Origin of the sequence: Streptomyces sp. yr375, from assembly GCF_900110755.1 — a bacterium.
GTDB lineage: Bacteria > Actinomycetota > Actinomycetes > Streptomycetales > Streptomycetaceae > Streptomyces.
The window spans coordinates 22,825-35,995 of sequence record NZ_FOFF01000067.1 but is presented as its reverse complement, the minus strand read 5'-3'; the positions used below and the strand labels follow the sequence as shown (position 1 = coordinate 35,995).

General features: G+C 72.5%; 10 protein-coding genes. 5 read left to right on the top strand and 5 right to left on the bottom strand.

Going from position 1 to position 13,171, the window contains the following annotated elements:
- Nucleotides 1–312 precede the first annotated feature (312 nt).
- Nucleotides 313–1,653, bottom strand: a complete 1,341-nt coding sequence (locus BMZ82_RS36695; protein WP_093781726.1) for a hypothetical protein — start codon at nucleotides 1,651–1,653, stop codon at nucleotides 313–315.
- 200 nt (nucleotides 1,654–1,853) lie between these two features.
- Between BMZ82_RS36695 and BMZ82_RS36690 the strand changes: the two genes are divergently transcribed.
- From BMZ82_RS36690 to BMZ82_RS36670, 5 genes are all read left to right on the top strand, one after another.
- A complete protein-coding gene (locus tag BMZ82_RS36690) occupies nucleotides 1,854–3,164 on the top strand; it encodes a diacylglycerol/lipid kinase family protein (protein ID WP_093781725.1) in 1,311 nt (436 codons plus the stop codon).
- A gap of 195 nt (nucleotides 3,165–3,359) precedes the next feature.
- Nucleotides 3,360–4,220 carry an SDR family oxidoreductase gene (locus tag BMZ82_RS36685; protein ID WP_256252305.1) on the top strand — a complete coding sequence of 287 codons (861 nt, stop codon included), beginning with the start codon at nucleotides 3,360–3,362 and terminating at the stop codon, nucleotides 4,218–4,220.
- A gap of 6 nt (nucleotides 4,221–4,226) precedes the next feature.
- Nucleotides 4,227–5,537: an NAD(P)/FAD-dependent oxidoreductase gene (locus BMZ82_RS36680; RefSeq protein WP_093781724.1), complete on the top strand. Its 1,311-nt coding sequence runs from the start codon at nucleotides 4,227–4,229 to the stop codon at nucleotides 5,535–5,537.
- 45 nt (nucleotides 5,538–5,582) lie between these two features.
- On the top strand, nucleotides 5,583–7,058 hold the full coding sequence (locus tag BMZ82_RS36675) for a cytochrome ubiquinol oxidase subunit I (protein ID WP_093781723.1): 1,476 nt from the start codon (nucleotides 5,583–5,585) through the stop codon (nucleotides 7,056–7,058).
- Complete coding sequence (locus tag BMZ82_RS36670) at nucleotides 7,058–8,068, top strand: cytochrome d ubiquinol oxidase subunit II (RefSeq protein WP_093781722.1); 1,011 nt, start codon at nucleotides 7,058–7,060, stop codon at nucleotides 8,066–8,068. The genes BMZ82_RS36675 and BMZ82_RS36670 overlap by 1 nt, the downstream gene beginning before the upstream one ends.
- Before the next feature lie 37 nt (nucleotides 8,069–8,105).
- Here BMZ82_RS36670 and BMZ82_RS36665 read toward each other — a convergent pair whose 3' ends face one another.
- The 4 genes from BMZ82_RS36665 to BMZ82_RS36650 are packed head-to-tail and all read right to left on the bottom strand — an operon-like array spanning nucleotide 8,106 to nucleotide 13,048.
- Nucleotides 8,106–9,686 carry a GMC oxidoreductase gene (locus BMZ82_RS36665; RefSeq protein ID WP_093781721.1) on the bottom strand — a complete coding sequence of 527 codons (1,581 nt, stop codon included), beginning with the start codon at nucleotides 9,684–9,686 and terminating at the stop codon, nucleotides 8,106–8,108.
- Between the two features lie 45 nt (nucleotides 9,687–9,731).
- A complete protein-coding gene (locus tag BMZ82_RS36660; RefSeq protein WP_256252304.1) occupies nucleotides 9,732–10,280 on the bottom strand; it encodes a gluconokinase in 549 nt (182 codons plus the stop codon).
- Nucleotides 10,280–11,224, bottom strand: a complete 945-nt coding sequence (locus tag BMZ82_RS36655) for a cyclase family protein (RefSeq protein ID WP_177244848.1) — start codon at nucleotides 11,222–11,224, stop codon at nucleotides 10,280–10,282. Before BMZ82_RS36655 ends, BMZ82_RS36660 begins: the two co-directional genes overlap by 1 nt.
- A 3-nt stretch (nucleotides 11,225–11,227) precedes the next feature.
- The gene (locus tag BMZ82_RS36650; protein ID WP_093781720.1) at nucleotides 11,228–13,048 is read right to left on the bottom strand and encodes a glycoside hydrolase family 15 protein; all 1,821 of its coding nucleotides are present in this window, start codon (nucleotides 13,046–13,048) and stop codon (nucleotides 11,228–11,230) included.
- Between the last annotated feature and the right edge of the window lie 123 nt (nucleotides 13,049–13,171).

Sequence of the window (13,171 nt, the reverse complement as noted above, 5' to 3'; positions counted from 1 at the left end):
CCGGGACGGGCCGTCAACCCGGCCCGTGCGGTGTCGAGCAGCTCGCTGCGCCCGGTCAGTGACCGTACGTCCATGGCAGCCGCCCGCCCTTTGCGCTGGGGCCGTGACCGGCGCTGGGAGCGGTCCGGTCGGCTCGCCGCGGGCGGCGGGGTCCAGGGGGTCGAATCATGTGCACATGACAACCTTGGCGGATTCGGCTTGTCAATGACGTCTGTCACGCGGCCTGTTCGCCTGACCCCTACGGGCCGATGGGCCTACGGGCCGATGGGCCTACGGGCCCCACGGGTGCCGTGCCTCGCCACGAGCCCGGCGTCACCGTTGGCCTTCCGGGCGCGACCGGGCCGTCCGCTCGGCGTCGGCGGTGGCGCGGCCGGTGGCGGCCAGGAGGGCGAGCAGGGCGAGGACGGCCAGCAGGATGACGACCAGCAGCACGATGGTCAGCGCCGTCGGATGGTTCCAGAACGCGAAGACCACGGCCACGATCAGCAGGGCGGCCAGCGCGATCCACCGGCGGTGGGCCTGGGTCCAGGTGCCCACCCGGCCGGTGCGGACCTGATGGGCGTACGCCCACTGGGCGGCGGAGCCCGCGGCGCGCTCGGAGGTGCCCCGCACCGCGCGCGGCAGTCGTCCGGGGCCGATCAGATAGGCGCCCAGCGCGATGATCACGCCGAGCACGATCGCCGTGCGCAGACTCACCTTCAGGAAGCGCAGCAGGGTGTCGAAGACGGCTGCCGCGGCGGCCTTCGACTGCACCTGGGGCGGGAGATGGTCCAGGTAGTAGCGGCGTGCGACGACCAGGACGATGGCCACCACCAGGCACGCGAAGGCCGCGCCCAGCGCCGTCCGGGCCAGCGCCCGGCGACGCCGGTGGGCCAGCAGCACCCCGGCCGCGCCGAGCACCACGACGATCACGGGGAACCAGTTCCCGATCACGTCCAGCAGGTGAGCGCCCTTGCGGATCTTCCCCAACTGGTCGGACTGGAACAGCACCATCGTCTTGTCGACCTCGGGGATCTTGGCGGCCGGGGCCAGCCCGGCGTTCACGAGCGCCTGTTTGACCTGGTCGACGGCCTCCCCGACGTTCAGCGTGACCGTCCCGCCGTTCACGCCCACGGCGCCCCGGCCCTTGCCGGTGAGCGCGTGCACGACCGCGGCGTGGGCGTCCCGGTTGACGTTCGTCCAGATCCGCTCGAAGCGGTCGCTCTGCACGAAGCGGGTGGCGACCTTCTCGACGGTGTCGTTGACCGCGGCGTCGAGCTGCGGGCCCAGCCCCTTCACGGCCTGCGCGGCGCGGGGCGGCAGCCCCTGCGACTGGAGCCAGGCGGCGATGTCCGCGGCGGCCCGGCTGCCGTTCACCCGTACGTCCGCCGCGTGGGTGATGCGCTTGACTGCCGCGTCCTCGATCGCCGGATCGGAGGCGAGCGGCTTGACGGTCTGCACGTACCGGTCGGTGTCCAGCGCGATGTCGTGCACCCACACCGTGAGCAGCGCGATCGGCACCAGGATGCAGGTGAGCACGATGAGCACCGCCGAGACGGTGTTCCGCGCGATCCGCGTGGCCGCCGAGCCGTGCTCGGGCGGGTGCCCCGCAGCGCCACCCGCGCCCCCCTCCGGTACGGCAGCGGGCTCGGACGGCTCGTGCGGGCTGGTCATGGGGGCTCCAGGGCTCCTGGGGGATCGGCCTGCCTCCATTTCCGCCGCTCCACGGCGATACGGCCCGCCCAGATGGGCCGTACGGGCGAGACGGCGCACATGCGGCGGGCACCGCCGGGTGGTGCAATGGCAGTGCTGGAGGGGGTGCTTGCGCGTGCACGGCGGTGCCGCCGCCGCACCCGTGACCGGCGGGAGGTTCCATGCACAGGGACTCCGGGGCGCGCGCTCGCCCCGTACGGCGTTGGTCCGCACGTCTCGCCCTCGCGGCGGGGCTCGCCGCGGTGGTGGTCCTGCTCGTGTTCGCCGGAATCAGGAGCGTCGCGCTGCTGGGCGCCGGGCTGGCCGGGTTCGCCCTGGCGGCGGCGGGCCTGTGGTGGGCACTGACCCTGCGGGGCATCGGCAGGCTGCTCGCCTTCACCCTGGCCGTCGTCGCCCCGCTCGCGGTGCTCGCGCTCTACGCGTGGGCGGAGCTGCTGTGGGTCGTACTCCTCTCCCTCGCCCTGTGGGCCCTCGGCGTCGCCGCCGGCGGAGCGGCACTCGGCGCGGACGGCGCGCCGGCCGGGCCCCCGGAGACGCGGACCGCGCCTCCCGAGCGCCCGTTCCTCATCATGAATCCACGATCGGGCGGCGGAAAGGTCGGCAGGTTCCACCTCAGGGAGAAGGCCGAGGCGCTCGACGCGGACGTCCTCCTGCTGGACACGGCGCATCAGCAGGACGTGGTCGCCCTCGCCGAGAAAGCGGTCGAAGACGGCGCCGACCTCCTCGGCGTCGCGGGCGGTGACGGCACCCAGGCCCTGGTCGCCGGGGTCGCCGCCCGCCACGGCCTGCCCTTCATGGTGATCTCGGCCGGCACCCGCAACCACTTCGCCCTCGACCTCGGCCTGGACCGCGACGACCCGTCGACCTGCCTGGACGCGCTCACCGACGGCGTCGAACTCCGCGTCGACATCGGGTTCATCGGCGAGCGGGCCTTCGTCAACAACGCGTCCTTCGGCACCTACGCGGCCGTCGTGCAGAGCCCCGCCTACCGCGACGACAAGGTCCGCACCGTCCTGCGCACGCTTCCCGACCTGCTGACCCACCGGCGCGGCCCCCGGCTCGCCGTCCGCGCCGCCGACACCGCCATCGACGGGCCGCAGGCCGTCCTCGTCAGCAACAACCCCTACCGGATGGGCGACCTCGCCGGTCTCGGCCGCCGCGAGGTCCTGGACTCGGGCGCCCTCGGTGTCCTGGGCGTCACCGTCGACGACGCGGCGCAGGCGGCCGAGCTGCTCGCGGGCAGGCACGCGCCCGGCCTCACCGCCCTGACCGCCCAGGAGGTCGTCATCGACGCGGACGGGCCCGAGATCGAGGCCGGCGTCGACGGCGAGGCCCTGACCCTGCCGACCCCCGTACGCTGCACGATCCGCCCCCGGGCGCTGCGCGTACGCGTACCGCGCCACCGCCCCGGCGTGCCCCGGACGAGACCCCCCATGGACTGGCGGCGGCTGCGCGAGCTGGCACTGAGCTGAGGAGCCGAGCCGACCCGGGCCGTGTCGTGCGCTCCTCGTAGCCCGACCGTGTGACGTGCCGCGCCGAGATCGGCGGCCCAGCGTGCCGGTCGGTCCGGCGCGCGGCGCGGGGTGCTTTCGTCTGGAGGCCGGGTGACCGGGCAGCCGACGGCCCCGGTGTCCGTCCTGACGGCCGGCCGCGTGCCGGCCTTCCTCATGACCGCCCAAGGAGAGATCGTGGTGGCAACAAGAGTCGAGAACCGCGGGACGACGTCCGCACAGCTCCTCAAGGGCCAGAAAGCACTGGTCACCGGCGCCAACTCGGGCATCGGCCTGGCGACCGCCGTCGCCCTGGGCCGGGCCGGCGCGGACGTCGTCGTGAACTACGTCGTCGGCGAGCACGAGGCCGACAACGTCGTCAAGGAGATCGAGAGCTTCGGCGTCCGCGCCTACGCCCACCAGGCCGACGTGTCCGACGAGGACCAGGTGACCGCCATGGTCGCGCGGATGGTCGAGGAGTTCGGCACCATCGACATCATGGTCGCCAACGCCGGCCTCCAGCGCGACGCCGCCCTCACGGACATGACGCTCGCCCAGTGGCAGAAGGTCATCGACGTCAACCTGACCGGCCAGTTCCTGTGCGCGCGGGAGGCCGCCAAGGAGTTCATCCGGCGCGGCGTCGTGGAGGAGGTCTCCCGGTCGGCGGGCAAGATCATCTGCATGAGCTCGGTCCACCAGATCATCCCGTGGTCGGGGCACGTCAACTACGCCTCCTCCAAGGGCGGAGTGGGCATGCTGATGCAGACCCTCGCCCAGGAACTGGCCCCCCAGCGGATCAGGGTCAACGCGGTCGCGCCCGGCGCCATCCGCACGCCCATCAACCGCGACGCCTGGTCCACCCCCGAGGCCGAGGCCGAACTCCTGCGCCTGATCCCCTACCGCCGTGTGGGCGACCCGGACGACATCGCCAACGCCGTCGTCGCCGTCGCGTCCGACCTGCTCGACTACGTCGTCGGCACCACCCTCTACGTCGACGGCGGAATGACCCTCTTCCCCGGCTTCGCCACCGGAGGCTGAGCGCCGATGCAGGATCACGTCACGCCCCGCCGGGTGGTGATCCTCGGCGGAGGGTTCGCGGGACTGTTCGCCGCCCGCGCCCTGCGGAAGTCACCGGTCGCGGTGACCGTGGTCGACCGCCGCGCCCACCACCTCTTCCAGCCGCTGCTGTACCAGTGCGCCTCCGGCATCCTGTCCGAGGGGCAGATCGCCCAACCCCTCCGCGGCGTCCTGCGCCGCCACCACAACGTGCGCTGCGTGCTCGCCGAAGCCACCGACGTGGACGCGGCCGCCCGGCTGGTCCACGCCCGCCGACCCGACGGCGGAACCCTCACGCTGCCCTACGACGACCTGATCGTCGCGGTCGGCATGCGGCAGTCCTACTTCGGGCACGACGAGTTCGCCGCGCACGCCCCCGGCATGAAGTCCCTGGACGACGCGCTCGACATCCGCCGACGGATCTACCGCGCGTTCGAGATGGCCGAGACGGCGGCGGACGACCGGGAACGGCAGCGCTGGCTCACCTTCGCGCTCGTCGGCGGCGGGCCGACCGGTGTCGAACTCGCGGGACAGATCCGGGAGATCGCCGGCCACACCCTCGACCGCGAGTTCCAGCGGATCGACTCCGCCAAGGCCCGGGTGCTGCTCTTCGAGGGCTCCGACGCGGTGCTGGGCGCGTTCGGCCCCCGCCTGGCCGACCGCGCGGCCCGCACCCTGCGGTCTCTCGGAGTCGAACTCCACCTCGGCACGACGGTCACCGACCTCGACGCGGACGGCCTGACCGTACGCGGCCACGACGGCGCGACCACCCGCTTCGACGCCCGCACCGTGCTGTGGACGGCGGGCGTCGAAGCACCGCCGATCGCCGCCGCGCTGGCCCGGACGACCGGCGCCGAACAGGACCGCGCCGGACGCCTCCTCGTCGGACCCGACCTCACCCTCCCCGGCCATCCCGAGATCCGCGTCACGGGTGACGTGATGAGCCTGGACCGGCTGCCGGGCCTCGCCGAGGTCGCCATGCAGTCGGGCGCGTACGCCGGCCGCAGCGTGCGCCACGTCGTCGAGGGCCGGACGAAGAAGCCGAAGCCCTTCAGGTACGTCGATCTCGGCAGCGCCGCCTACATCTCCCGGGGCCGGGCCGTCGTCAAGGCCGGTCCGGTGCATCTGTCGGGCTTCACCGGCTGGCTCGCCTGGCTCTTCATCCACCTGGCCTTCCTCACCGGGTTCCGCAACAGGCTGGGCGCGGTGCTCAGTTGGTCCGTCGCCTTCGCCACCGGCTCCCGCCGCGAACGCGCCTTCACCCTGCCCGACGCCGAAGCGCCGACGGCCCACCCATAACTCCCCACCCCTCCGCTCCCCGCAGGGCAGACCATCGAGGCGCACATGCTCAGCACCGCCGTCCTTGTGGCGAACAGCACCCCGGCCCAACTCCTGCCGGCCCGGGAGCTGATGGCCTTCACCCTGGCCTCGCACATCCTGCTGGTCCCGTTCGGGGTGGCCCTGCCGTTCATCACCCTGCTGATGCACCACCGGGGGCTGCGCCGGGGCGACCCCGTCGCCCTCACCCTCGCCCGGCGCTGGTCGGCGGTGATGGCCGTCCAGTTCGCCATCGGCGTCGTCACCGGCACCGTGCTGTCCTTCGAGTTCGGCCTGCTGTGGCCCGGCATGATGGGCCGCTGGGGAGACGTCTTCGGCCTCGGGTTCGGCATCGAGGCATGGGCGTTCTTCCTGGAGGCCGTCCTCATCGCGATCTACCTCTACGGCTGGCGCCGCCTCAAGCCCTGGACCCACTTCTGGCTCGCCGTACCGCTGCCGCTGACCGCCCTGATGGGCGCGTTCGGCATCATCGCCGCCAACTCCTGGATGAACACCCCCCAGGGGTTCGGCCTCGACGCCCAGGGCAAGCCGGTCCACGTCGACGTACGACAGGCGATCTTCACCCCGATGTTCGGCCCGCAGTACTGGCACTTCGTGGCCGCGATGCTGCTGACCGCCGGGTACGTCGTCGCCGGCGTGTACGCGGTGGGCTGGCTGCGCGGCCGCCGCGACCGCTACCACCGGCTCGGTTTCACCGTGCCGTTCACGGTCGCCGCGGTCCTCACCCCGGTCCAGTTCATGCTCGGCGACTCCGCCGCGCGCGCCGTCTTCCACAAGCAGCCGATCAAGTTCGCCGCCACCGAGATCGTCTGGAAGACCGACACCCACGTACCGGAGTACATGTTCGGCCGGCTGCACCCCGACGGGACGATCTCCGGCGGCCTCAAGATCCCCCAACTCGACTCGATCCTCGCCGGATTCAGCCCCGACACCAAGGTGACGGGCCTGTCGTCGGTCGCGGCGAACGACCGCCCGACGGCCACCCAGGCCACCATCGCCCACTGGGCCTTCGACATCATGGTCACCGTCGGCAGCGTGCTCATCCTGCTCGCGCTCTGGTACGCCTGGTCCTGGTGGCGACACCGGGACAACCCCCGAAGCCGCTGGTTCTACCGCTGCGCCGCGCTCGCGGGAGCCGCCTGCCTGATCACCGTCGAGTGCGGCTGGATCACCGCCGAGGTCGGCCGCCAGCCCTGGATCGTCTACCAGCACATGCGCGTCTCCGAGGCGGTGACCAGCACCCGCGCCGGATCGCTGTGGGCGATGCTCGGCATCGTCGTCGTCGTGTACGTGGCCGTCTTCGCCGCGTTCCTCGCCGTCGTCCTGAAGATGCGCACCCGCTGGCGCATCGCCGACGAGGGCACGGCCGCCGCGCGCGCCGAACCGCCCCCGGAGACCGACACCCCGTACGGGCCCCGAAGCGAGCCCGAGCCCGCGGCCACCGGTGCGGCGCCCGACCACACGTCTGGCGGTGCGTCGTGATGGCCTCGTTCGTCGCCTGGGTGATGGTGCTCGCGATCGCCGCCTACGCCTGCGCCGGCGGCACCGACTACGGCGCGGGCTTCTGGGACCTCCTGGCCGGCGGCGCGGAGCGCGGCAAGCGGCCCCGCCGGCTCATCGACCACGCCATGGCACCGGTCTGGGAGGTCAACAACGTCTGGCTGATCTTCGTCCTGGTCATCATGTGGACCGGCTTCCCGACGATGTTCCAGGCCGTCTTCTCCGCGATGTGGCTGCCGCTCGCCCTCGCCGCCGTCGGCCTGGTGCTCCGCGGCGCCGGCTTCGCCCTGCGCAAGCCGACCCGCCGCCTGGCCCAACAGCGGGTCTACGGCGCGGTGTTCGCCGTCGCGTCCCTGATGACGCCGTTCTTCCTCGGTACGGTGCTCGGCGGCATCGCCGCCGGCCGGGTCGCGGTCGGCACGACCGCCTCCGCCGACGCCTGGGCGAACGGCACCTCCGTCCTCACCGGACTGCTGGCCATCGCCGCCACCGCGTTCCTCGGGGCGGTCTTCCTCTGCTCCGACGCCCTGCGGTTCGGCGAGCACGACCTCGTCGACTACTTCCGGCTGCGGGCGCTGATCGCCTTCGGCGCCGTCGTGGTCCTCGCGCTCATCGGGCTGCCCGTCACCCACGACGACGCCCGGTACGTCTGGGACGGCCTCACCGGGGGCTGGGGGCTGACGCTGATCGTCCTGGCCGCCGTCTGCGGGCTGGCCACGGTGCTGCTCCTGCTGCGCAGGGCCCACGGCTGGTCCCGCTACACCTCGGTGGCGAGCGTCGCCCTGGTCGTCGGCGCCTGGGGTTTCGCGCAGCGGCCGTACGCGCTGCCCACCTCGCTGACGGTCGCCGAGGCGGCCGGCGCCGCGCACACCCTGCGCTGGCTGATGATCGTCACCGGCATCGCGATCGTGCTGGTCGGCCCGGCGCTGGTGCTGCTCTACCGGCTCGACACGATGGGCGAGCTGGAGGAGCTCACCGACGCCGACCTGTAGAAGCGTCCTCGTCAGGTGCCCTCGTCGGGTGTCCTGGTCAGCCCAGCCGGGCGGCGATGTGGTCGCCGACCCGCAGGGCGTTGGCGATGGCGGTCAGCGACGGGTTCACCGCGCCGATGCTGGGGAAGAAGCTGGTGTCCACGACGTAGAGGTTGTCGAGGTCGTGGGCCTTGCAGTTGACGTCGAGGGCCGAACTGCGCGGGTCGTCGCCGAACCGCACGGTGCCCGCCTGGTGTGCGGTGGCGCCGATCGGCATCCCCTTGTGCAGGTAGATGCTGTGATCCAGCAGATGGTGCTCGTGCATGCCCAGATGCCCGAGCATCCCGCGCAGCTTGTGCTGGAGCCGCTTCAGCCCGGCCACGTTGTTCTTCTCGTCGAGCGCCAGGTGGATCGCGTCGTCCTGGTCGAGGGTGACCCGGCTGTCGGGCAGCGGAAGATCCTCACCGCACAGCCAGAAGTCGACGGCGTGGTGCGCCAGTACCTCGAAGGGCATGTCGGGCATGACGGCGCCCGCCCAGCGCGGTGCCTCGCCGTGGATCTGGTCGGCGTCCGACTTGCCGAGCATCTGGATGCCGCCGAGCGGATACTCCCAGTCGTCCGCGCCCAGGTACCAGTCGTTCAGCGCCAGCGTCTTCTGGAACCTGGTGGGGTTCGGCTCCTTCGACACCGCCATCAGCGCCAGGTTGTTGTGCCGCATGTAGTGCCGCCCCACCACGTCGGAGCTGTTGGCCAGCCCGCCGGGATGCCGGTCGTTGGCCGAACGCAGCAGCAGGACGGCCGAGTTGACCGCGCCGGCCGCGACCACCACGAGGTCGGCGCTGAACCCCTCGGTCACCCCGTTCTTCAATTCGGCGACGACCCTGGTGACGGTGCGTCCGGTCGGGTCGGTCTCCAGGCGTCGTACGTTGGCGTCGGTGACCATCGTGACGTTGTCGTACGTGAGCGCCGGGTCGACGCAGATCACCTGCGCGTCGGACTTCGCGCCCACCAGGCAGGGGAAGCCGTCGACGCGGTCGCAGCGGATGCAGACGCTGTCGTGGGTGGCGCGGCCGTCCTCGTCCTGGGTGAGGTTCACACCGATCGGCAGGTGGAACGGGTGCAGCCCGGCCTTCCCCAGATCGTCGCTGAGCTGCTGGATGCGCGCCTCGTGCGCGACCGGCGGGTAGGCGTACTGCGCGCTGGTCGGCCCTCCGGTGGGGTCCTCGCCGTGCCGGCCGTGCACCAGGTAGAGGCGCTCGGCCTGGGTGTAGTACGGCTCCAGGTCCTCGTAGCGGATCGGCCAGGCGGGCGAGATGCCGTCGTGGTGGCGCAGTTCGCCGAAGTCCTCGGGGCGCAGCCGGAAGAGCGCGGCGCCGTAGAACTTGGTGTTGCCCCCGACGTAGTAGTTGACCTCCGGGGGGAACTGGTCGCCGTGCTTGTCGTACCAGAACTCGGGGGCGCGGTACTTGCCCTTGACGAAGACGGCGGTGGAGTCCCAGTTGTCCCGCTCCCGTGGCAGGTAGCCGCCGCGTTCCAGGAGCAGGACCCGTTTGCCGGTGGGGGCCAGCCGGTGGGCGAGCGTGCCGCCGCCCGCTCCCGTACCGATGATGATGACGTCGTAGTGCTGATCGTCGGTCATGAGAAAGTCCCGTTCTAGGAGTCGGGTGGGCGTGCGGGTGTGCGGTCACCCCCTTTCGCGGACGGAGCGGGCGGCGCGGGTCGAGCGGAAGGCCCGGAGGGCGCGTGTCGCCTGGTCGACGATGGTCTGCGGGGCGGTGACCGCGGTGACGGTCAGGCCGGGCTCGGTCGGGCGCAGCGGTTCGAGGGCGGCGTACTGGGAGGCCACCAGCCGGGCGGGCATGAAGTGGTCCGTACGGCCCGCGACCCGCCGGTCGGCGGTCGCCCGGTCCAGCGCCAGATACAGGAACCAGGTGCCCGCGCCCGCCCCGCGCAGCCGTTCCCGGTACTCGTGCTTGAGGGCCGAGCACGCCACCACCCCGCCCCGGCCGGTGTCGGTCGCCTCCCGGATCCAGGCGGCGACGGACCGCAGCCAGGGCCGGCGGTCCGCGTCGTCGAGCGGGTGACCGGCGGCCATCTTGGCGTGGTTCGCGGCCGGGTGGACGTCGTCCGCCTCCAGGAAGGGCACCCCGAGCCGCCGCGCGAGCAGTGCTCCCACGGTGGACTTGCCCGAGCCCGCGACCCCCATGACCACCACGACCGCGGGCGCCGGGATCACAGGACGGCGATCGGGTTGACCGGCGAGCCGGTGGCGTCCGGCAGCCGCAGCGGGGCGACCACGCACAGGAACGACCAGCGTCCCGCCGCCTCGCAGACCGGCGCCAGGTCCTCGAACTGAAGGTAGTCCAGCAGGTGCAGGCCCATCGCGTGGACCGCCAGCACGTGTACGGGGAAGTCGACGCCCTCGGTGGAACTGGGGGCGGTGTCGTTGTTCCCGTCGCCGCCGAGCACCGCGACCCGCCGGTCCGCGAGGAACTCCAGCGCCGACGGGTGCAGCCCGGCGCGCTCATGTGCCGCGTCCCACGGCCCGAGTTCGGCGCGCCGCCGGCGGTGCCCGACCCGCACGAGGAGCAGGTCGCCCTCTCTCACCCGGAGCCGCTGGGCGGTCTCGGCGGCGGCGAGGTCGTCGGCGCTCACATGGTCACCCGGTTCGAGCCAGGGCACCCCGCGCAGCCGCGGGATGTCCAGCAGCACGCCCCGTCCGACGATCCCGTCGCGCGCCGCCTCGACGGTCAGCGCCGTGGCCCCGCCCGCCGTGACACCGCTCGCGGACCCACCGCCGTGCAGGGTGCCGTCGTAGATCACATGACACAGGGCGTCGAGGTGGCTGTCGGCGTCGCCGTGCACGTTCATCGCGAAGCTGTCGCGCGCGAAGTGGAGCCCGGAGGCGGTGTCTTCGCCCGGCCGCCCGCGCATCCGGTGCCGCGCGGGCTCCGGATTGTCCGGGCCGGCCCGCGTCTCCACCGGCGCGGCGAGCGTGACCGTACGGCCGGTCCGCGCCTCGCGGGTGGCGGCCAGCACCCGGGCCGGGGTGAGCGCGGCCAGCGCGCCCCGGTCGCCCGCCGCCCAGGCGGCGCGCGAGCGCAGACGGCGGTACAGCGCGCCGAACTCCTCCTCGGTCAGCGGCGGCGGTCCGGCCGGACGGGCATGCGTGACCATGGGTCAGCGCCCCTCCTCCGCGTCGAGCGCCCGGTCCAGGGTGGTGGCCGCCATGATGAGCGACAGATGGGTGAACGCCTGCGGGAAGTTGCCCAGTTGCTCACCGCTGGGACCGATCTCCTCGGCGAAGAGCCCGACATGGTTGGCGTGGGTCTGCATCTTCTCGAACGTGTAGCGGGCCTGGGGCAGCCGTCCGGCGCGGGCCAGCGCGTCGACGTAGAGGAAGGTGCACAGGCTGAACGTGCCCTCGGAGCCGCGCAGTCCGTCCGGCGACGCGGCCGGGTCGTAGCGGTAGACGAGGCTGTCGGAGACGAGCTTGCGGTCCATCGCGTCGAGCGTGGACAGCCACGCCGGGTCCCTCGGGGCGATGAAGCCGACCATCGGCATCAGCAGGAGGGACGCGTCGAGGACGTCGCCGCCGTAGTGCTGGACGAAGGCGCTCTCCTGTTGGCTCCAGCCGCGTTCCATGACCTGTTCGAGGATGGCGTCCCTGGCGCCCCGCCACTTCTCCAGGTCGGCCGGCCTGCGGAAGTGGTCGGCCAGGCTCAGCGCGTGGTCGAAGGCGACCCACGACATCACCCGGCTGTACGTGAAGTCCTGGCGGCCGCCGCGGGTCTCCCAGATGCCCTCGTCCGGCCGGTCCCAGGACTCGGCGAGCCAGTCGAGCGTCCTGGTCAGCGTCTTCCATCCCTGGTAGGTGGCCTGCTGCGCGATCTCGCGGCCCTGGGACAACGCGTAGAGGGCCTCACCGTAGATGTCGAGCTGGAGCTGGTCGGCTGCGCCGTTGCCGATGCGGACGGGGGAGGAGCCGCGGTAGCCCTCGAAGTGGTCGAGCGTCTCCTCGGGCAGGTCCGGGTTGCCGTCGACCCGGTACATCGTCTGGAGCGGCTCCTCTTCCTTGCCCTCGCGCTCCTGGAGCCGTTCGACCAGCCAGTGCAGGAACGCGGTGGCCTCCTCGGCGAAGCCGAGGTCCAGCATGGCGCGCACGGACAGCGCGCTGTCGCGCACCCAGGTGAACCGGTAGTCCCAGTTCCGCTCGCCGCCGACCTGCTCGGGCAGGCCCATGGTGGGCGCCGCGATGAGGGCGCCGGTGGGCGCGTAGGTGAGGAGCTTGAGGGTGATGACCGAGCGGTGCACCAGCTCGGGCCAGCGGCCCCGGTAGCGGGACTGGTGCAGCCACTGCTGCCAGAACAGGCCGGTGTTCTCGACCTGCGCGGTGATCCCTTCGACGGTGAGCGGTTCGGGCGGCTCGCCGCCGGACGCGCAGACGGTGAACACCGCGCCGCCCGCCTCGCCGGCGCTCAGCGTCACCCTGCCGCGTACGTCCTGGCCGTCCCGTTCCAGCGGGAAGGAGGTCTGCAGGTGCGCGTCCATCCCCGGGGACCGGAACAGGCCGGTGTTCTCGCCGAGTTCCAGCCGGTGTTCGACCCGGCCGTAGTCGAAGCGCGGCCGGCATTCGAGCGTGAAGTCGACGGTCCCGCGCACGCATCGCACCACCCGGATCAGGGTGTGCCGGTCGGTGGCGGTACGGGTCCGGTCCGGCGGCATGCAGTCGACCACCTCGCCCACGCCGTCCGGCGACATGAACCGGGTCACCAGAATGGCCGTGTCGGGGTAGTAGAGCTGTTTGCAGGTCGCCTCGGGATGCTCGGGCGACAGCCGCAGATACCCGCCGCCGTCATGGTCGAGCAGCGCGGCGAAGATACTGGGCGAGTCGAAGCGCGGCGCGGCGAACCAGTCCACGACCCCCTGCGACGACACAAGCGCGGCGGTCTGCAGATCACCGACCAGACCGTGTTCGGCGATGGGCGGGTAGCGGTCCATGGCAGCTCCGACTCCTCGGAAGACCCCCTCGGTCCACTATCGGCCACTCGGGTGACCCTTGCCCGCCGGAGGCGGATGAGGGCCGCCGGCCGGCTCGGGCTGTGGCCGGGGGGCCGACGTGGC

What these genes read in the sequence shown, in the direction of transcription:
- BMZ82_RS36695 (WP_093781726.1), bottom strand. Translation starts at nt 1,653, where the DNA reads ATGACCAGCCCGCACGAGCCGTCCGAGCCCGCTGCCGTACCGGAGGGG.
- BMZ82_RS36690 (WP_093781725.1), top strand. Translation starts at nt 1,854, where the DNA reads ATGCACAGGGACTCCGGGGCGCGCGCTCGCCCCGTACGGCGTTGGTCC.
- BMZ82_RS36685 (WP_256252305.1), top strand. Translation starts at nt 3,360, where the DNA reads ATGACCGCCCAAGGAGAGATCGTGGTGGCAACAAGAGTCGAGAACCGC.
- BMZ82_RS36680 (WP_093781724.1), top strand. Translation starts at nt 4,227, where the DNA reads ATGCAGGATCACGTCACGCCCCGCCGGGTGGTGATCCTCGGCGGAGGG.
- BMZ82_RS36675 (WP_093781723.1), top strand. Translation starts at nt 5,583, where the DNA reads ATGCTCAGCACCGCCGTCCTTGTGGCGAACAGCACCCCGGCCCAACTC.
- BMZ82_RS36670 (WP_093781722.1), top strand. Translation starts at nt 7,058, where the DNA reads ATGGCCTCGTTCGTCGCCTGGGTGATGGTGCTCGCGATCGCCGCCTAC.
- BMZ82_RS36665 (WP_093781721.1), bottom strand. Translation starts at nt 9,686, where the DNA reads ATGACCGACGATCAGCACTACGACGTCATCATCATCGGTACGGGAGCG.
- BMZ82_RS36655 (WP_177244848.1), bottom strand. Translation starts at nt 11,224, where the DNA reads ATGGTCACGCATGCCCGTCCGGCCGGACCGCCGCCGCTGACCGAGGAG.
- BMZ82_RS36650 (WP_093781720.1), bottom strand. Translation starts at nt 13,048, where the DNA reads ATGGACCGCTACCCGCCCATCGCCGAACACGGTCTGGTCGGTGATCTG.